At 70.8% G+C, this 19,675-nt stretch carries 13 protein-coding genes and 1 pseudogene; 8 read left to right on the top strand and 6 right to left on the bottom strand.

Annotated features, from left to right (window positions below):
- Nucleotides 1-126: 126 nt before the first annotated feature.
- Nucleotides 127-1,179 carry an IPT/TIG domain-containing protein gene (locus OG310_RS04555; protein ID WP_329454572.1) on the top strand — a complete coding sequence of 351 codons (1,053 nt, stop codon included), beginning with the start codon at nucleotides 127-129 and terminating at the stop codon, nucleotides 1,177-1,179.
- A 174-nt stretch (nucleotides 1,180-1,353) separates the two neighbouring features.
- Complete coding sequence (locus OG310_RS04550) at nucleotides 1,354-1,878, top strand: Ig-like domain-containing protein (RefSeq protein ID WP_329454571.1); 525 nt, start codon at nucleotides 1,354-1,356, stop codon at nucleotides 1,876-1,878.
- Nucleotides 1,879-2,231: 353 nt separating this feature from the next.
- Here OG310_RS04550 and OG310_RS04545 read toward each other — a convergent pair whose 3' ends face one another.
- On the bottom strand, nucleotides 2,232-2,534 hold the full coding sequence (locus OG310_RS04545; protein ID WP_329454570.1) for a hypothetical protein: 303 nt from the start codon (nucleotides 2,532-2,534) through the stop codon (nucleotides 2,232-2,234).
- 348 nt (nucleotides 2,535-2,882) lie between these two features.
- Nucleotides 2,883-3,722 (bottom strand): MurR/RpiR family transcriptional regulator, encoded by an 840-nt coding sequence (locus OG310_RS04540; RefSeq protein ID WP_329454569.1) that lies wholly within the window; start codon nucleotides 3,720-3,722, stop codon nucleotides 2,883-2,885.
- A gap of 46 nt (nucleotides 3,723-3,768) precedes the next feature.
- Between OG310_RS04540 and OG310_RS04535 the strand changes: the two genes are divergently transcribed.
- Complete coding sequence (locus OG310_RS04535) at nucleotides 3,769-4,623, top strand: EamA family transporter (protein WP_329454568.1); 855 nt, start codon at nucleotides 3,769-3,771, stop codon at nucleotides 4,621-4,623.
- A gap of 309 nt (nucleotides 4,624-4,932) precedes the next feature.
- Here OG310_RS04535 and OG310_RS04530 read toward each other — a convergent pair whose 3' ends face one another.
- The gene (locus OG310_RS04530) at nucleotides 4,933-6,627 is read right to left on the bottom strand and encodes a hypothetical protein (RefSeq protein ID WP_329454567.1); all 1,695 of its coding nucleotides are present in this window, start codon (nucleotides 6,625-6,627) and stop codon (nucleotides 4,933-4,935) included.
- A gap of 795 nt (nucleotides 6,628-7,422) precedes the next feature.
- Between OG310_RS04530 and OG310_RS04525 the strand changes: the two genes are divergently transcribed.
- Nucleotides 7,423-10,878, top strand: a complete 3,456-nt coding sequence (locus OG310_RS04525; RefSeq protein WP_329454566.1) for a phosphodiester glycosidase family protein — start codon at nucleotides 7,423-7,425, stop codon at nucleotides 10,876-10,878.
- A 165-nt stretch (nucleotides 10,879-11,043) separates the two neighbouring features.
- On the opposite strand, the gene OG310_RS04520 is transcribed toward OG310_RS04525, so the two are convergent.
- Nucleotides 11,044-11,838: an SDR family NAD(P)-dependent oxidoreductase gene (locus OG310_RS04520; protein ID WP_329454565.1), complete on the bottom strand. Its 795-nt coding sequence runs from the start codon at nucleotides 11,836-11,838 to the stop codon at nucleotides 11,044-11,046.
- Nucleotides 11,839-12,393: 555 nt separating this feature from the next.
- On the opposite strand from OG310_RS04520, the gene OG310_RS04515 reads away from it, so the two are divergent.
- From OG310_RS04515 to OG310_RS04500, 4 genes and pseudogenes are all read left to right on the top strand, one after another.
- The gene (locus tag OG310_RS04515) at nucleotides 12,394-12,615 is read left to right on the top strand and encodes a CbtB domain-containing protein (RefSeq protein ID WP_443078547.1); all 222 of its coding nucleotides are present in this window, start codon (nucleotides 12,394-12,396) and stop codon (nucleotides 12,613-12,615) included.
- 51 nt (nucleotides 12,616-12,666) lie between these two features.
- Entirely contained in the window at nucleotides 12,667-13,545 is an 879-nt protein-coding gene (locus OG310_RS04510) for a CbtA family protein (protein ID WP_329454564.1), read from the top strand.
- Nucleotides 13,542-14,285 carry a (2Fe-2S)-binding protein gene (locus OG310_RS04505; RefSeq protein ID WP_329454563.1) on the top strand — a complete coding sequence of 248 codons (744 nt, stop codon included), beginning with the start codon at nucleotides 13,542-13,544 and terminating at the stop codon, nucleotides 14,283-14,285. The genes OG310_RS04510 and OG310_RS04505 overlap by 4 nt, the downstream gene beginning before the upstream one ends.
- A 325-nt stretch (nucleotides 14,286-14,610) precedes the next feature.
- Nucleotides 14,611-15,142: pseudogene (locus OG310_RS04500) on the top strand (hypothetical protein).
- 285 nt (nucleotides 15,143-15,427) lie between these two features.
- Here OG310_RS04500 and OG310_RS04495 read toward each other — a convergent pair.
- Nucleotides 15,428-16,243, bottom strand: a complete 816-nt coding sequence (locus OG310_RS04495) for a response regulator (RefSeq protein WP_329454562.1) — start codon at nucleotides 16,241-16,243, stop codon at nucleotides 15,428-15,430.
- Nucleotides 16,244-16,780: 537 nt separating this feature from the next.
- A complete protein-coding gene (locus OG310_RS04490; protein WP_329454561.1) occupies nucleotides 16,781-19,141 on the bottom strand; it encodes a GH92 family glycosyl hydrolase in 2,361 nt (786 codons plus the stop codon).
- Between the last annotated feature and the right edge of the window lie 534 nt (nucleotides 19,142-19,675).

The raw sequence follows: 19,675 nt of genomic DNA, 5'->3' as shown, positions 1-19,675 counted from the left end.
GCTCCCGCCCAAGGGATGGATACGCCGCGCTTGGCGTGGTCTGTCATCCGCGGAGTCCCTCGGCTCCCGAATTCGGGGGCCGAGGGGCTTTGTGCCTCACCCGCCATCGACTGTCGAGGAAAACGCATGAACGACGCACGCTCCACGTCGACCACCGCGCGCTTGGCCGCTCCAGCGGCAGGACCCGTACTGACCTCGGTCGTTCCTTCTACCGGGCCCGCTGCCGGCAACAACACCGTGACACTCAACGGCAGTGGTTTTGCCGGCGTCACCGCGGTTGCCTTCGGCAGCACACCGGCCCTCACCTACACCGTGAATTCCACGACGAAGATCACTGCCGTGGCACCGCCCGGCACGGGCGCCGTCGCTGTCACCGTCAGGAACCCCGGGGGCACCAGTAACCCTGTCACTTACACCTACGCCGCGGCCCCGACCCTGACATCCGTCTCGCCCAGCCAGGGGCCCGCTTCCGGCGGCACGACGGTCGTTCTTGTCGGCACCGGCCTGTCGGCAGCGACCTCGGTCGTGTTCGGCGCCACGCCCGCCACCACGTTCACCGTCGACTCGTCCACCCAGATCACCGCCGTCGCACCCGCCGGCTCGGGAGCCGTCCCGATCACCGTCACGACCCCCGGCGGCACAACAGGGCCGGTCTTCTTCTTCTACCTCACCGCCCCCACTCTCATCTCCGTGACCCCCACCCAAGGACCCGCGTCCGGAGGTGCCGGCGTCACCCTGAGGGGCGCCGACCTGACGGGGACCACCGCGGTGCTCTTCGGGGCCACCCTCGCGACCACGTTCACCGTCGACTCCCCGACGCAGCTCACCGCCGTCACCCCGCCCGGCAGCGGAACGGCGCCGGTGACGGTCACCACGCCGGCTGGCTCCAGCAACTCGCTGGCCTACACCTACGTGCCCGCGCCTCACCTGTCCGGCCTCTCCCCGAGCCAGGGACCCCTCGATCCGGGAACCGTGATCACCCTCACCGGCAGCGGCCTGACCACCACCACCGCTGTCCGCTTCGGAGCAGTACCGGCCGCATTCACCCTGCTGTCGGACGCCACGATCACCGCCTCCGTCCCCTCGGGACCGGCCGGCACCGTTCTCGTCACCGTGACCACCTCGGGCGGGACCAGCAATTCCCTGCCGTACACGCGCGTCTCCGCGCCACACATCTGACCTGGCACACTTCGCGCTCCCTGGACAGCGCAGGGCCATGCGGGGGAGCTGATCCCTCGCCCGACGGGGCGAACCACGGGCAGCATTTCCCGCATATGCCAACAAGTCCGTCATAAGGTGTCGCTCCGTCGGATGATTGCGGGCGCAAGCCCACGATGAACGAGGAGCAGGCACATGGCACGTAGACAACTGCGTTCGCAGGGCACACTCATGGCCGCAGCCGCGCTGGCGACCGTGGTCGGCTTGGCTACTCCGGCCGCGGCGGCGGATTCCGAGACCACCGTCCAGGCGTCGCCGTCGACGGCCGCCCTCGAAAGCCCGGTCACGCTCACTGCCACCGTCACCTGCCCCGAAGACCCCAGCGGTGGCCTGGGCGTGACCTTCTTCGACGGCGGCGACCCGTTGAAAACCGTGCTGCTGGATGACAGTGGCCAAGCCACCGACACCACGGAGTTCGACACCACCGGCACGCATACCATCACAGCTGCCTACAACGGAAACCAAGAGGGAGGCGTCGGCTGCGGGGCTTCGAGCACGACCACCACAGTCACGGTGACAGAACGCCCGACGCCCCCCAACCCCGGGCCCTGCCTGCTCCTTTGCACGCCGACTCTGGGAACGTCCCTGATCAACTTCAGTACGGGCAACATCAACAACAACATCGGCAACGACGTCAAGAACAATATCCACCTGCACTGAAGTCTCCGGGACATGCGGTGGACCGCCCGTGCCGACAGCAAGCGGCGTGCGCCGTGGCCGGAGGGCAGCACGCCGCCGACGTCCCGGCGTGTTGCGGTGGGCGTACGAGCATGCGGTGCGGCGGCGGTCCTCGCTCTCGCAGAGGCAGGTCTTCCCGGCCGCCGGCCCCGAGGAGATCCGGGCCGCGCTGGGGCAGTCCAGCGGCATCCCTGACAAGGGCGAGGCAACGGCTGCGACCTTGGCCGCACTCGCGCGCGCAGGCGAGGCCGGGGCGACGGCCGGCGCCGGGTCGCGGTGGTTCGGCTACGTCATCGGCTCCTCGCCGCCGGTGACGCCGGCCGCGGACTGGATGGTCACCGCGTCGGACCAAAACGCGGTGCTCCACTCGTTGCGGCCCGTTCGCCGGCGTCGTCGAGGACGAGTGCGGCCGCCGGCTGGTGGAACTGCTCGGCCTGCCGCGCACCACGTCCGTCGGCTTCACCACGGGGACCCCGGATGGCCGCGTTCACCGGCCTCGCCGCGGCGCGCCACCACCTGCTGAGCGCCGCCGGGTGGAACGTCGAGCCGGACTGCTTGTGGAACGCCCCCCGGATCCCGGTGAGGGTAGGTGAGGAGCGGTACGCCTCGATCGACCGGGCGCTGCGCTTTCTGGACATGGGCGCGCACGTGGGCACGTGTGGCGTGCGATGCCGACGGTGCCATGGACCTCACCGCCCTCGACGAGGCCCTGGCGGCGGACCGAACGCCCACCGGTCGTGTGCGTCCAGGCCGGCGACATCAACACCGGCGCGGTCGATCCGCCCGGCGCGGTGTCCGAGCGGGTGCAGGCCCGCGGGGGATGGGTATACGTCTACGGGGCGATCGGCCTGGGGGCCCTGGCCGCGGGCGACGAGCACCGTAGGCGGCTCTCCGGGGCACACATCTGGCCCACTCCTGGACGACCGACGCGCACAAGTGGCTGAACACGCCCTTCGACTGCGGTATCGCGTTCGTCGCCCGCGCCATCAGTACGCGTGCGCGGCCGTGACTTCGGCGGAAAGCCTCAAGGCCGCCCGGGCACGGGGGCCTTGTGTCTCCAAGAGGGTAAGCGTGAGGGCGTCGATCACCGCGAGGTGTGCCAGCCTGCTGGCGACGGCTTCAAGTCCGAGGATCAGGTCTTGTCCTCCGGCGAGGAGGGTGTGTGTGCTGGCTTCCGTCAGTGGTGTGTGCGCGTAGCTGGTGAGGGCGATGACTGTGGCTCCCGCTGTGCGGGCTCGCTCGGCGGCGGCAACCGTACTGCGTGTGGCGCCGGTGTGGCTGACTGCCAGGCAGGCGGCAGAGGGCGGGAGCAGTCCGGCGGCGAGTTCGGCGGTGATGGGGTCGCAGGGCGCGTCGACGGTCATTCCCAGGGCGCGCAGTCGGTAGGCGGCGTCCAGGCAGACTGCCGAGGACAGACCCGCACCGACGACCAGGGTGTGTGGCGCGAGGGAGAGGACGCGGGCGACGTCGTCCATCTGGGTCTGGGAGACGGTTGTGGTCAGGCCGTCCAGGGTCTCGCGAGCGGTGTGCACGGTTCGTGTGAGGGCGTCGGCTTGGGGGCCGCCGACCGGAACGGGCGGCGGTGCGCCGGCCGCGGCGAGGATCTTGACTTCTTGGAAGCCCCGGAAGCCGAGACGCTGGCAGGCGCGCACCACGGTGGACGAGGCGGTGTGCGCAAGGGTCGCGACGTCGCTGACGCTGAGTGTGACCAGGTCCCGCCCTTGGTCGAGGAGGACCTGAGCAACCCGCGCCTCGGCATCTTTCAGTAGCGGCAGCTGAGTCCGGACGCGGGCGGCAAGTTGGCTCCCCAGGGAATGTGATTCCATGGATTGATCGTACTGGAGAATCACATTCCCTGGGGGGATGATGCTCATGCCGCTGCCGATAGTCATCGCGGTGCTGGGGGCGGCGCTGCTTCACGCGGCCTGGAACGCCTTGGCGCACGCCGCCCAGGACAAACTCGTCGCCTTCGCCCTCATCGATCTGGGCTATCTGGCATGCTCCGCGGTGATCGTGACCCTTGCCCCCGTCCCCGACCGGGCGGCCTGGCCGTTCATCGCCGGCTCGGCAGCGCTGCAGATCCTCTATCAACTGTTGCTGCTCCAGTCCTACCGGCTCGGGGACTTCGGTCAGGTGTACCCGCTCGCCCGCGGGACCTCGCCCTGGGTCGTAGCGGTGCTCTCGGTCTGCGCACTTGGTGAGTCTCTTCCGACCGCTGAACTGACGGGTGTCCTGGTGCTGTCCGCGGGCCTGGCGATCCTCGCCTTCGCTGACGGACGACCCGGACGGGCCCAACTCCCCGCCTTGTCGGCTGCCGTCGCGACCGGCGTCATGATCGCCTCCTACACCGTCGTCGACGCGACCGGCGTTCGCCGTGCGGGAACCGTCGTCGGCTACGTCGGCTGGATGTTCCTGGCACAAGCACTGCCCCTGCCCCTGTTCGCCCTCATCCGGCGCCGACGGTCGCTGCTGACAGATCTGCGCCCCACCTGGCCGCGCGGCATGACCGGAGGCGTCCTGTCCCTGGCCGCCTATGGACTGGTCGTGTGGGCACAGTCCCGAGCTCCGGAAAACCTGCCCGCCATCGCCGCACTGCGCGAGACGAGCATCATCCTCGGTGTCCTGATGAGTACCTTCCTCTTCCACGAGAGGCTCGGCCGCGCCCGTACCGCCGCCAGTACGGTGGTCCTCGTCGGCATCGCCGTCCTCGAACTCACGCCCAGGTAGAGCCATTCGCCGCTCTCGCTCCGGGTGCCGTTCTCCCGGCGCGATCGCCCTCACCTCCCGGGCGACGTCGACCGCGTCACCGAGGCGGCCCGGGCTGTTCCCGGAGCGACCGCCTTCGCGGCGGCGTTCGCCCGCGGTGCGGGACTGACCCGCAAGCACGCGAGGCGCCGGGCCCGGGCGACGTACGACGGGTGCCGGGAAGCCGAAGGGTGAGGCCGGTCGGCGGTCCGTCGGCGCCGGCGCGGTCCTGGGCACGCGGTGCCACCGGACCGGGGGCGCTGTCATGCCCCCGGCCTCCCGGAGCGCTGCTCAGTGCTGTGTGCCGGAGGCCCAGAGCGCGGCGCCGTTCTGACTGATGACCACGTTCCCGTCGGCCTGCAGCACCAGTGCTGCGCCGTTGTGCCCGGCGGTGCCCGAGGCCCACAGGGGCTGGTTGGCGGTGTTGTAGACGACCAGGTTGCCGTCCCCCTGGAACGCCGCCCTGTTGCCCGTCCCGGACGTGTGCGAGCTCCAGCGGACCTGGCCGTGCTCGTCGTAGATGACGAGGTCGCCGTCGCTGCGCATCGTCATGCGGGCGAGGGTGGCGGACCACGACTCTCCCGCGGAGAGCGTGCGTGTCGCCTGGATCACCACCGTCGTCGCGTGCGCGCGGATGTCGGTGGCCCTGGTCGTGGTCTTGCTCTTGACCTTGTTCGGGGCGGGTGTTCCGCCGTCGGACTTCGGCTGCGCGGTGTGCACCTGGATGCCGTGCGTCGAGGAGTCGTTGGCGGCGTGCTTCGCCGTCTTCTGCTTGAGCAGGGCGCTCGGTGACACGTGCGCGACGGGGTGCGCCGTGCTCTTCGCGGTGGGCCCCCGGTGTTTGCCCGGCCCCGGCGAGGTGGGTATGTCCGTGATGACGTGGCCGACTTCGGTGTCCGTGCTGTCGAGAACGGTGCCGACCGGGACGTCCGACCGGGCCTCCTGCTTCTCGCCGTCATGGCCGCGGCCGAGCAGCAGCAGCGGCATCCCTACGAGAAGGACTCCTGCGGCGCCCGCGGCGGCGAGCAGCGGCTTGCCGCGACGGCGGGCGGTGCGTGCCGGGTCGACGGCGCCGCTCTCCTGAGCCGATCCGGTGCCGGACACGGAGAGGGTCGGTTCCACCACACGAAGCGCGCTCTCGGCGTGGCCGGTGGGCGGGTGGCTCCGGATGAGCGGTTCGGCGGGGAGGGGAGCGCGCCGGGCCGACCGGGTGGGCGCCGGCTTCTCGGGCACAACGCCGGCGGTCGCCGGTGGTTCGGCCGCCGTCGGCGCGTCCTCGTCCGCCATGACCGTCTGTGCCGTGCGCGGCGCTTCGCCGTCCCCTTCCCGGCGAGCGGGGACCGGCACGACCGGCTGTTCCGGGGGCAGCGGCTGAGCGGCCGGGGCCTCGGCGCGGGGCTCGGCGCCGTTGTCGGTCACCTCGTGCTCCGGCGGTGCCCCGGCGCCGGCGGGGGAGCCCTGTGGTGTGGACGGGCCGGGCGAGGCCACGACGTCCACGGGCTCTTCCGCCGTCCGCGCTGCGGGTTCCGCGCGTTCGGCCGCCTGCGCGGGTGCCGCGAGTTCGGCCACTTCGGCGGATTCCGCCACTTCGGCCGGTGCCGCGAGTTCTGCGGGGTCCGCCGCCGCGACGGCCGAACCGTCGCCCGGGGTGAGGGAGTTCGCGGTCTCGGCGGCCGGCGCCTGAGTGTCCGCTACTGCCTCCGCCTCAGCCTCCGCGGGCTCGTCGTCGGCCGAGGCCTGGTGCACCGCGGCGGCCGGGTCCTGGTCCTGTGCGTCGTGCGCTGCCGGCGCGACGGCCGAGCCGGTCGCCCGAGGGCCGGCTTCCGCGTCGGCGCCTTCCGCAATGGCCGGTTCGGCGCCGGCCTCGTCGGCCGGCGCCATGCCCCAGGTCTTGAGGTCGTCATCGGTCATGGTGCCCCAGGACTCGACCTCGTCGTCCGTGGCGGTGCCGGAGACCTTCGCTGGACTCCCTGGCGTTCGGCTCATGCGATGTCCAAGCGTTCAGAGGCGGTGGAGATACGACGTAGCGTGCCGATCATTTCATGGGATCATCTGCTCTAGGAATAACCCCCGTTGTCACTCCGGTATCGGAATGGTTGCGCTCTCGGGCCCGCGGAGTGAGGTGCCGGCGGGGCCGCCCCTGACCTCGGCGTTCGCCCGGGTGACGGGGGAGGCATGGCACCGGGCGGTGTCCCGGTCCCGTACGGAGCCGGCCCGCGTGCAGGGACCTTCGAGCAGCGGTGGGTCGTTCGGGTCGACGCGGGTCAGCCGACGGGGGCCGCGGCCCGGCGCGCCCGTGGATGGCCTCAGCCTCCAAGGGCACGGCCTCGTTGCCGGCTCCGGAGGGCGCGCCTCGCCGGGTCGCCCGTGGTCGGCTCCGAACGACGACGTCGGACCACGTGCACGAACACGCCGGAGGCCGGTGATTCAGGTGCGCCCGCTGGCCGGGGAGGCGCCTGCTCCCCGGCGCCGAACGCCACCGGGCGCTCCCTGCCCCCGGAATGCCCCACATGACGGCCCGCCACCTCACCGGCCCGAGCAGGCCCGCCCGGCGCGCTCCGGGCCGTGACGGTGTGAACGTGCGAACCCGTCCAGGTCACCGGGGCCGGAGCCGGGCCGTGGAGTACCTCTCTCCGGCGGGTTGCCAGACCGAAAACGTAGCCAACCACACCGCTACGCGTCATCTGTCCAACCCCGGCCGGAAACCCCCGGTTTGCCGCACCGGTGTCGAGTGGGCGATCGCCGGTTGCATAACGGCTCGCACATCCAAAGGAACAAGCAATGAGACTTCGTGGAACCAGAGCCGGGGGCGGCAGACGTCGCACCGCGGTGGCCGCCGCACTCGTGCTGGCACTCGCCGGCACCGTCACGGGTGCGGCGACCACCGCGTCGGGCGCGGCCGACAACACGGCAGCGACCGCCCGGCACCCGGCGGATCGGAGCTGGCTGCCCACCACGCCGGAGAACTGGCCGCTGGTGGTGGACTACACCCGTACCCCGGCCGAGACGGTCACCCGCGGACTGCAGCACTACAGCGAGACCTACGACACCGTCGGCGGGCGCCAGCACATCCAGGTGCTCTCCGCCGACCTGAGCGACCCGAACCTGCGGACCCGCGTGGTCGAGGCCGGTGACACGATCACCGACCCGGCGGACGAGACCCCCTCGTCGATGGCCCACCGCACGCACGCGGTGGCCGGTGTCAACGGCGACTACTTCGAGATCCACGCCAGTGGCCGTCCGCTCGGCGGTGTCGTGAGCGACGGGCACCTGCTCAAGAGCCCCAAGCCGGGCTTCGCCTCCCAGCTGGGCGTCAAGCCCGACGGCACCATCGTGATGGGTCCGCAGACCTTCTCGGGGACGATCACGGCCGGCGCCGCCACGCGCGCGCTCACCTCCGTGAACACCGTCGACGACCTGGCGGGCGGCGGCATCACCGAGGTCACCCCCGACCTCGGTGAGACTCCCGGGACGACCGCATCCACCCTGGTGGTCGGTCACACCGCCGACGGCGGCTTCGTCGTCGACACGGTGACGAACGGTGTCACCACCGTGCCGCGACTGAACACCGGCCAGCTGGGCCTGCTCGGAGCGGGCGCCGGCGGCCAGTGGCTGTCGGACAACGCGCACGCGGGCGCCACGGTCGCCGTGGCCACCCGGCTGTCGCCCGACAACGACCTCACCCAGCTCGTCAGCGGTGTCGACACCCTGGTGAAGGACGGTCACGTCTACAAGGACCCGACCGGCACCCCCCCGAGCGGCGCCAATCCCGAGACCGCGGTCGGCGTCACCAAGGACCGCAAGCACGCCATCGTCGTCGCCATCGACGGCCACGGCGGCTCCGACAGCGCCTTCGGTGTGACAGCCGATCAGGCCGCGGGCTACCTGGTCGCTCACGGCGCGTACACCGCCATGCTCTTCGACGGCGGCGGTTCCACCGGCATGGTCAGCCGGGCCCCCGGCGCCGACCAGGCCGAGGTCGTCAACACCCCGTCCGACCTCCCCGGCAACACCGAGCGCCCGGTCGCGAACGGCATCTTCTTCTCCACCACGGCCAAGGAGGCCGGGTCGGCCGTCAAGGTCGTCGTGAACGACGGCAAGACGGTCACCACCGTCAGCGGCGGCTCCATCCCGGTGCCGGTGCACGCGCTGGACCGGTTCTCCAACCCGGCGGCCGGCCAGGTCGAGGTCCGCGTCGAGCCGTCGTCCCTCGCCTCGTACAAGGACGGGAAGCTGACCCCGCGTCGTACGGGCACGGGCCGGATCATCGCCTCCGACGGGCGGGTGACGACCTCCGAGAAGCTCGACGTCGTGGCCTCGCTGACGTCCCTGACCCTCTCGCCCGGCCAGGCCGACCTGGACAACGGCGCCACCCAGCAGCTCAGCCTGTCCGCCACCGTCAAGGGCGGCGGCACGGTGCAGGTCCCCACCGAGGCGGCCACCTGGAAGGTCACTCCGGACAACCTGGGCACCATCGACAAGCAGGGCCTGTTCACCGCGGACCCCGAAAGCGGAGGCCTCGCCGAGGTCAGCGCCAAGGTCGCGGGCACCACCGCCACCATGTCCGTAGCGGTGGGCCGCGTCCGCAAGGTCATCGACCCGATGACCAGCACGGACACGTGGAAGCTCAGCAACAACACCACCGGTGTGACGGCCACCCTGAGCGCGGACCCCGGTGTCGCGCCGCCGGACTCCGGCGCGACCGGTTCGCTGCGTCTCGACTACACCATGCCGGCCGGCTCCGGTGTGAAGCAGCTCGTGCTGGCGCCGAAGACCACACTGACGACCGACAGCGACAACGGCCAGGTGCCGACAGGCATCGGCGTGTGGGTCAAGGGCGGCGGCCCCGACGGCCTTGAGCTCGCCGAGAAGTACATCAACGTCGACGGGACCGCCAACACCCCGCTGTACCTGACCGGTGTCACATCGGACGGGTGGCGCCTCGCGGTCGCCCAACTGCCGCCGGGCTACACGTTCCCGCTGACCGTCAGCTACCTCGACTTCCTGGCCATCAGCCCCAGCACCACCTACACCGGTTCACTGAACGTCGCCGGGCTGCAGGCGCTGTACTCGCCGCGGCCGGTCGTCCAGCCCGACTACCACGCTATCCCGGACAACCCCTCCTGGCTGAAGTTCGAGGAGGACTCCGCCGACTTCGACAAGCACGGCACCACCGTGCTCGCCGGTGACGACGCGCACCTGCTCGCAAGCGACCCGGGTTCGGTCAGCAGCAACGTCATGGGCTCCATCGCGAAGCGGCTGCCCGCCCTCTCCCCGCAGGCCCGGCCGGACGCCGCGCAGTTCCTCGGCGACATGTCCGACGACGGCAAGCTCGCCGACCTGCAGTACGCCAAGTCGAAGATGGACTCCCTCAAAATCCCCGAGCGCGACATCGTCGGCAACCACGAGATCACCCAGGGCTCGGACGCCGAGAACGGCAACTACAGCGACACCTTCGGCGACACGCATTACGCCTACGGTCTCGGCAAGGCGCGGTTGATCGTCACTGACAACTCCCACGGCAGCCTGCAGTCCTCGGACCCGTTCCAGGACCCGATGGGCCAGCAGTACCCCTGGCTCGTCCAGCAGTTGACCGATGCCACCGCCAAGGACGTGCTGGTCGTCACGCACATGCCGGCCTACGATCCGCACCCCGCCGCGAACAGCCAGTTCACGGACCGGTGGGAGGCGCGGATGTACCTGCGCCTGGTGCAGCGCTACCAGCAGACGCACCCCGCGCAACACGTGATCATGATGTACGGCCACGCCCGCGGGTTCTCCGAGCAGATCCTCGACCCCGAGGGCCGGAGCGTGTCCACCGCCCAGGGCGGCATCCCGCAGTTCGCCTTCGCTGACCTCGGCATGCCCGCCTACGCCCCGGCCGACCAGGGCGGCTTCTACCACTTCGGCCTGATCCGCGTCGGCAGCGACGGCGGCCTGCAGTTCAGCGTCGAACCGGCCCTGGCCTCCATCACCGTCCAGGCGCCCGAGGACCCGATCTCACCGAAGGACCACGTCACCCTGAGCGCGACCGGCGACATGGTCCCCGGCGACAACATCGCGCCGCTGTCCATCCCGATCGCCGACCCGGCGTCCCACGTGTGGACGTCGAGCAACCCCAAGGTGGTGTCCGTGGACAGCCGCACCGGCGAGCTGACCGCCCGCCGCTCCGGCACCGCCACCCTCACGGTGACGTCCGGCGGCGTCACCGGCAGCACGAAGGTCACCGTCCACTGACACGGGAGGCCTGACAGACCGCGGGCGGGTCCCCGGGTTCCTCCGGGTACCCGCCCGCGGTGGTCCGGCCCGGCGCCAGGCCGCCCCACCCGCCCGCGAACCGCCACGCCCGCGCCGGCCGGGGCGCCGTCGAAGCACGAGACGCGCCGGTGCCCGCCCGTGCCGTCAGAGCGTCTTGTTCTGGCCGCCGTCGATGACGAAGTCGGCCCCCGTGATGTTGCCGGTCAGGGGAGAGGCGAGGAAGACCACCAGGTCCGCCACCTCCTGCGGTTCGTTGACCCGGCCGGTGGTGATGCCGGTGCTGCGGGGGATCACCACGTCGATGGCCTCCTGGGCGGTGGTGCCCGCGCCGGCCGCGGCGGCCTCCGCGAAGCCGCCGGGGGCGGTCCAGAAGGGGGTGCGGACCGGCCCGGGGGCCACCGAGTTGACGCGCACGCCGCGTGAGGCGAACTCCTCGGACAGGGACTTGGTGAGGTTGGCGAGCGCGGCCTTGGCGGCGGAGTAGTCCACCACCATGACGGAGGGCAGCCGGGCGTTGATCGAGCCGATGTTGACGATGGAGCCGCCGCCCGAGGCCAGCAGATGGGGCAGGGCCGCCCTGGTGGCGCGCACGGTGCCGAAGAAGGAGACGTTGAAGATCCGCTGCCACTCGGCATCGTCGACGTCGAGGAATCCGGTACGCGGTTTCGCCGCCCCCAGGCCGTTGATCAGGATGTCCAGCCGGCCGTGGACGTCGACGGCGCGCTGCACCAGCCTCGCGGGGCCTTCCGGGGTGCTCAGGTCGTCCAGGACGACGGTCACGCCGTACCGGTCGGCCAGGGCCTCCAGTTCCGGGGTGGACGTGCGGCTGCCGGCCACGACCTTGGCGCCCTCCCGGCCGAGCGTCTCGGCGACGGTCAGGCCGATGCCCTTGCTGGCTCCGGTGACGACGGCAACCTTGTCCTTCAGGTGGAGGTCCATGGAACGTCGCTTCCTGACTGGGGTCGGCCGGTACAGGTCGAGCCTAGGCAGGAGTGGCCCCGGGGGCCGCCGGAGCACCGCCGAACGGGGTGGCGCCGTGACCGTGCGGCCCATCCGGATCGAGCCCGGTGGCCCGGAACGCCGACGAGAGTGCCGGCGGGAGGGCCCGGTGGCGGCACCGGGGCCCGCGGTGAGACGTCTCCCCGTCGGCCGGCCCTCGTCCCGGGTGCGCCCGTGCACGGATTCAGGAGCGGCTACGGGTGTGTCCGTACACGGATTCAGGAGCGGCGCACAAGGACACCGCGCCGGTGCGGGGTCCAGCCCGCGCGCTGGTCGGGGAGACGTCCATCACGCCGTGAAGCGGTCCGCCCGATTGACGTAGCACTGCCGGCGTCCGTACGCTCCTGGCTGAAGATGGTGTAAGGAAGCTGGTGAGATTCCAGCGCGGTCGCGCCACTGTGATCGGGCCCCGGCAACTCGGGCCCGCAGTCAGACCCTTCACCATCACGATGCTCCACCGAACGCGGGACGCCAGATCCCCGAAGGAGACTCCTCGTGAGCAGTCTGTCCGCGCCCAGCGCGACCCCCACTTCCACACCGCTCGTCCTGCCCGTGTCCAAGGCCGTCCTGTGGCTGGTGGGCACCGCGGTCGTCGCGCTGGCGGTGTACTACTTCATCGGCGTCGACCAGGGTGCCTACTCCGTGTTCGGCAACGACATGCACGTGCACGAGTTCGTGCACGACGCGCGCCACTTCCTCGGCTTCCCCTGCCACTGACCCGGATTCCCGGCCGACCAGCGGTAATTCAGGAAAGTGGACAGCTGGACCATGGAAAAACGACTCATACTGCGCGGCATCATCGCCGGCGCAGCCGCCGGGTTGCTCGCCTTCCTCTTCGCGCGGATCTTCGCCGAGCCGCTGATCGGCAAGGCGATCGACTACGAGAGCGGGCGCGACGCGGCCCAGGCCGCACTCGACAAGGCCGCGGGACTGGTCCCGGAAGCGGCCGGACCTGACCTCTTCAGCCGTACGATCCAGGCCAACGTCGGCATCGGCGTGGGCATGGTCTTCTTCGGCGTGGCCATGGGGGCGCTCTTCGCCATCGCCTACGCCATATCCCTGGGCCGCGTGGGCAAGCTGCGCGCACGCAACCTCGCGATGCTGGTGGCGTTGGGCGGGTTCCTCGGCTTCTACCTGGTCCCGTTCGTGAAGTACCCCGCCAACCCGCCCTCGATCGGGCATCCCGACACGATCAAGGACCGCGGCAACCTGTACCTCGTCATGGTGGCGTGCTCGATTCTCTTCCTCGTTCTCGCGGTGTGGCTGGGCAAGCGACTCGCGGAACGGTTCGGGAACTGGAACGCGACGCTGCTGGCCGGGCTCGGCTACGTGGTCGTGATGGGCATCGTGATGGCGATCCTGCCGGCACTCGGTGAACTGACCGCCAATGTCCAGGAGTTCGGACACCAGGCCACAGAGACCCCGCTGCCACTGACCAATGCGAAGGGCGCGATCGTCTATCCGGGCTTCCCGGCCGACGTGCTGTTCTCCTTCCGTCTCTTCTCGCTCGCGGCACAACTCGTGCTGTGGGGCGCGCTGGGGCTCCTCTTCGCGCCGATGGCAGAACGGGTACTGGCTCGGGGCACGGCATCCGGCAGGACCGAGGCCTCCGCGCCCGCGCGAGCCGAGCCGGTCGCCCGAGCATGACACCGGCGGACCCGCAGGCCGCGCCGCTCGACGCCCTCGCGGCCTGCGGGCCCTTCTTCGCCGTCACGGTCCACACCCCCCGTAGCCCGCTCCAGGGGCCGTGGCGTTCGCTGGCCGAACTGGTCGAGGAGCCGTCCGTCCTGCGCACACGAGTCGAGGCGGTACGTACATACCTCGCGACGGGCAGGGGATGTACGACCGGTGCCGTCGAGTGGCGGGTGGCGGCGTCCGTGACCCACCTGGGTCTCGTCGCGCGCGTCGTCTCGCCACTGCTCGCCCTCACCGCGCTGCACGGGGCGCCGTCCGTACCCGTGCTGCGCGAGGTGCGGTGGCAACCACACCTCGGCGGCACGTTCCCGCTGTCACTGCCCCGGGACACCCTCACGTCCTCCGGTAGGCCCGCGCGGGAGACCGCGGCGCTGGTCCTCGAAGGACTGGTTGCCCCGCTCACCCGCGCGGTCGGCGAACTGTCCGTTTCTCCGCGGACGTTGTGGGGAAACGTCGCGTCGGCGGTGAACGGCGCACGTACGGTCCTCACCGCGACCGCCCCCACCGGGGAAGAGCGGATCGCCCGGAGCTGCGGTGTGTTCCTCGCACACGAGGCGCTGCGCGGGACGTACGCGGATGCTGCGGGCGGGCAGCCGTTCCGGCGGCGCAACTGCTGCCTCATCTACCGCGCGATGCCCGGCACCGACCGGGCAGCGGCCGTCTGCGGCGACTGTGTCCTCGCTGACCGTTGACCGTTGACCGTTGACCGTTGACCGCTGACCGCTGACCGCTGACCGCTGACCGCTGACCGCTGACCGCTACGGCCCGGAGCGCCCGGAGCGCCCGGAGCGCCGGCTCTGAATCGGGCCGCGCCGGGGGCTCGCTCAGGCCAACGCCCTCGCTTTTGACATCGCTTCACTTGGCGAGCGGGCGGCATCGAGATGCTGTCCCTGCCCGCCCAGTTCACCAGGCTCCTCCGCGCTCCGGCTTCACCGCCGCAGGCGCTTGCCGCCCTGACCCGCAGCTGCCAGGCCCGGGATACACTGCTCCGCCCCACCCCGACGGGAGGTCGTCCCAGTGTTACCTGCCCGGGTTCGTGCCGGTGCTCCGTTGGCTCTGGTGTTCCTCGCTCTGTCCGGCTGCTCTTCGCCCTGGGGCTGCACCGACACGACAGCGAAGCGCGCTGAGGCAGGTGTCAGGGTGCAGGCCGAGGACACGGACGGTCGGTCTCCCGGTGTCACCGCCGAGGTCGTCGACTGGCGCCTTGAGCCCCCACCCGCAGTCGCTCTCCGAAGGTGACAAGGTCCACTTCCACTACCGCTTCGACGGCACAGACGAGACATCCGGCCCTGCCCTGGATGCCTGCGCAGTCGACAAGAAGCGCGTGGCGCTGGGGTGTCGGACGATCTATTCGTCCGACGCGTGGCCCGAGCCGGACGGCGCCCTCACGGGCGACGACTGGCTCGCCGTCGAGCACCCTGACCAGGTTGCCGGCGTGCTGTTGATCCCCAATGACCAGTCCTGCGAACGACGGACCTGCGAGCAGGACATGAAGGACGGTGGCGGGATGCATCCTCCGGAACCGGCCGGCACGGGGGACCAGCTGTAAGGGGACGGCCAAGGCGGTTGAGCTCGCGGCACGGGTCCGCCGGGGGCACCTGTGTTTGCGCGTTCGGTGGTCTGGTCGTGCGCCCGTCGCCCCGGCTCGACCTTGCCGCGGCCGCTCCGAGTCCTGAGGACCGCGCACCGCGTCGGCTTCTTGATCGTCCGGGGCCGGTCCCGGACGGACCGGGGCGGCAGCTGTGCGACCGGTGCCCCGGCCACCACCCCGCCACGAGCACGTCACGGACCAGCCCGGCTCACAAGCGGCTGAACCGGCTCGCTCAGGCCCCCGTCAGGGACGGGACGGGCGGGTCACGGTGTCGAGGAAGAACGCGTCGATACCCTGCACCGCCTGGATGAAGTCGTCGAGGTTGACGGGCTTGGTGACGTACGCGTTGGCGTGCTGACGGTATGCGTCCTCGATGTCGTCCGGAGCGGAGGAGGTGGTGAGGACGACGACGGGGATGGCGCTGAGGGAGGGGTCGTCCTTGAGGACGCTGAGGAGTTCCCGTCCGTTCATCCGGGGCATGTTCAGGTCCAGCACGATCAGGTCCGGTCGTTCGTGCCGCGGGTCGCGCAGGTGTTCCAGGGCGATCAGGCCATCGCTGACGTGGGTGATGGCGCGTGTCATGCCGCGTTCGGCGAACGCGTCCTCGATGAGCATCACATCGGCGGCGTCGTCTTCGACGAGCAGCACGCTGTAGGGGCGGCCTGTGGGGGAGTTGTTCACGGAGGCGCTCCTGAAGTCGGCGGGGAGGGGACGGGTTTTCTGCTCGGCGGTGAAGACCAGGCCGGGCCAGCGCTGACGGGCGCCCTGCCGGCTGATGCCCCATGCGTGCCCGAGCTGTGGGTAGTTGGCGCCTGCACGGGCCGCCGCGGCGGCCTCCTGCCGAGCCTGCTGTGCCACGGCCCTGCTCAAGTAGGACAGTGCCCGCAACCGGGCGAGCGGATCGCCGCCGCCGTCGGCTGCCGGTTCCGGCAGTACGGCGTCCGCCCGCATGGTCACGCGGGCCGGTGCGGAGAGCTGGAGGGCGAGTTGCGCCACGGCGGAGTCGGCGAGTCCGGTCAGGTCGTCGTGGGCGGCACGCACGGTCGGATCGGCTGCCATGTACACACTCTACGGGCGTCACCCCGGCGCCGACAACGAGGGTTGTCCGGTCGGGTCCGGCGTTGCCTCGCGGGAAGCCGGGCTGCCGGATCGGAGATACGGCGGCGCGCGTCTCGGGCGGCGGAGATCCCGGGGCGGCAGACGGGGCCCGGGCCGGGAGGGCTCAGGGAGCGGACGACGGGGCGTCGGCTCTGCGCGGGCTTGAGGCGGCGGCGATGACGCGGCCTCTCCTCGGTGCGGCGGGCGCGTTGATCCTGGCGTAGTCCACCGGCGGACGACGGCCGACGTCCGGCGGACGGCGGACGACGTTCGGCGGACGACGAGCGGCGACCGGTGGCCGGTCGCCGGCGACCGGCTGATCGACGGGGAGCCCCAGGTGCGAGGTTCCGTGGCGGACTCGCGGACTCGCGGTGCGCGGTGCGCGGGGCCGCTCCGGCCCGAGCTCATCCGGTGAGACGGAAACCGGCGGCCGTGGATGATGCCGGGGTGCGGCTCCTCGTGCAGGAACCGCACCCCTGGGACCTCAGTCCTGGGACCTCAGTCCTGGGACATGGCGGGCGGGGCGGCGTCGACGCCCCAGTTCGTCGGCTTGCCGGAGAGTTTGATCTTGATCGTGCCGGAGCGGAGCAGGTCCTTGTGGGACAGCCAGCTCTGGCGCAGCGCGCCCTTGTCCGTCGTGACGGAGGACACGTACTGCAGCTTGGACGCGTCGGCGCCCGGGGCCTCGATGCTGATCTTGCGGCCGTTCGCCGGCCGGATCTCCACCTTGTCGAACATGGGCGCGGAGAGCACGTACGTCGCGGACCCGGGCTGTGCCTCGAAGACACCTGCCATGGCGAAGACGAGCAGTGACGAGGTCGCACCGAGGTCGTCGTTGCCGGGCATGCCGTACACGCTGTCGGTGAAGAGTGTCCGCATCGCGCGCAGCACGGCCGAGGTCTTCCACGGCGCGCCGGTCCAGGTGTACATCCACGGCGCGTGGAAGTCGGGCTCGTTGTTGGGGTTGAAGGCGAAGTTGTTGTGATAGTCGTACGCGCCGGTCACCCACGAATCGGAGGCGGCCTTCGCCGGGTCGGTGAGCACGGTCGGCATGTCGAAGAACGTGTCGAGACGCTGTTCGGCCTTCGCCGGGCCGCCCATGAGTCCGAACAGGGTTTCCGGGTCCTGCTGGGCGAGCCACTGGTACTGCCAGGCGGTGCCCTCGTGGAACGCGCCGGCCTGGGTGGGGTCGGGGTCACCGGCGACGGTCCCGTCCGCGTTCCGCGTGACCGGGAACCCGGAGTAGCCCTGCGAGGTGACGGCCGGGTCCCAGAGCTTGCTGAAGTTGTCGCAGCGCGAGGCGAGCGTCGTGGCCTTGTCCTGGTAGCCGAGGCCGTCGGCCATCGTGGACAGCGCGCAGTCGGCGAGCGAGTACTCCAGCGTGGCGGAACCCGCCTGGCGGCTGTCGCCGTACGTGTAGCCGGGCAGGTTCTGGTAGCCGACCCAGCCGTTCTTGACGTAGGTCGGGTTCCCGTCACGGCCACGGAAGACGGACTGGTCAGCGGGGACCTCGTTGACGTTCTTCCACAGCGCGTCGAACAGCTGGCGCGAGGTGTGTTTGTCGAGCAGGCCGCGGTTGTAGATGTCCACGATCCACGGGGTGATGGGATCGCCGCTCATCACGTTGGTCTCGCTGTTGCCGAGGCCCCAGCGTGGCAGCCAGCCGCCGTCCTGGTAGATGTGCAGCACGGATTTGGCCATGTCGGCGGCCTTGTCCGGATTCAGCAGGTCCACCAGTTGGTTCTGCGAGCGGTAGGTGTCCCAGAGCGAGAACATCTGGTAATAGGTCGAATCCGCGCGGTGCACCCGGTCGTCGAAGCCGCGGTAGCGGTTGTCGACATCGGATCCGATCGAGGGGTGCAGGAGCGAGTGGTGGAGCGCGCTGTAGTACGTGCGCTGGTCGGCGGGGCTGCCGCCGGCCACGCGCATGCGGTTCAGCTCGTCCTGCCAGGAGTTGTGGGCGGCCGTGCGGGCCTTGTCGAACGATTTCGGCTGCTCGGCCTCGCGGTTGAGGCGCGCGCCTTTGACGGAGGTGTAGGAGATGCCCACGGACGCGCCGACCTGGTCGCCCTTGGCGGGGTCGAACGTCAACCAGGCACCGGCGCGCTTCGTGCCGCGTGACGCCTCACGCTGTCCCGGTGTGAGAGTGCCGTCGGTCCATGTGCCGAAGGTGGAGAACGTACGGTCGAACGTGGCGCTGAAGAAGATCCGGTAGCGTTCCTTACCGGTCTCACCGCAGAAGTTGCCGCCCTGCACCCAGCCTTCCACGGTGTCGTTGCCGACCACCTTGACGTCGCCGGCGTAGGTGCTGCCGTTGCTCTCTCCGGCCTCGATGAGTACGTTCTCGGGGCCCGAGCCGGCGGGGTAGGTGTAGCGGTGCTGGCCGGTGCGCTGTGTCGCGGTGAGCTCGGCCTGGATCCCGTTGTCGAACTTCACGCCGTAGTAACCCGGCGCCCGGGTCTCGTTGTCGTGGCTGAACTTCGCGCCGTACTGCGCCGGGTCGGACGAGGTGACCGCGCCCGTGGTCGGCATGAACCGGAAGTTGCCCATCGTCTGGCAGCCGACGCCCGAGAGGTGGGTGTGGCTGAAGCCGAGGATCGTGTCCTGCTTGTAGTCGTAGGAGGCGTACTGGTTCAGCTGCGTGTCGGGGCTCAGCTGCACCATGCCGAACGGGTCGGCGGCCCCCGGGAAGGTCGTCCCGTCGCCGTTGTTGCCGATCGAGGTGTCGACCAGGCTTGTGGGGTCGGCGGCGAACTTCGGCTGGTGTTCCCCGGCGTTCGCGACACCCGAGGTGACGGAAACCGCGGCCATGGTGGTGGCGATCACCATGGCGGTGAACACGCGTTTCAGCGCTCTCATCGCGATCCTTTTCTGAGACAACGTTGTCAATTCCCTGTGATCCTCGCCTTCCTCGCACGGCCCGTCAATCCGGCCGCGGCCGCCATCGGTTGGCGCGCCGGCCTCGCCCCGGCCCCCGGGTGTCGCCGATGCGGCTTGTCGGCCGAAAAGGCATGTTCATGATCGCGGCTGCTCGCGACACTGCTTGTCGGAGCTGTCGGAACTGTCGGAGCTGTCGGTGCTGTCGGGACTGCGCCAGGGGTGGGCCGAGAAGCAGCCGGACGGCGATGGTGAGGGACGTTCGCCCATCCCGTCACAAGGGAGCCCCCTGTTCCAGCGGCGGTGGCCCTGGCGCCTCCTGAGAGTCCCCAGGGGGCCTGCGGGGCCCGCGGGCCGCCCGGTCGCGGCGGCCCCGCCACAGTGCCCCGCAGGGGATCGTCAGGCCCGTGCGGACGTGCGGATCCCGGAGGGACGGCTTTCGGCGGGCGGCCCCCGCCACCGGTGCGACGAGCTCCCTGTTTCGATCGCGACGGCCGCGACAACCGCGCCGAGATG

It is taken from the genome of Streptomyces sp. NBC_01497, from assembly GCF_036250695.1.
Classification (GTDB): Bacteria; Actinomycetota; Actinomycetes; order Streptomycetales; family Streptomycetaceae; genus Streptomyces.
The sequence above is the reverse complement of the archived record's forward strand: the minus strand, read 5'-3'. Positions and strand labels throughout refer to the sequence as shown.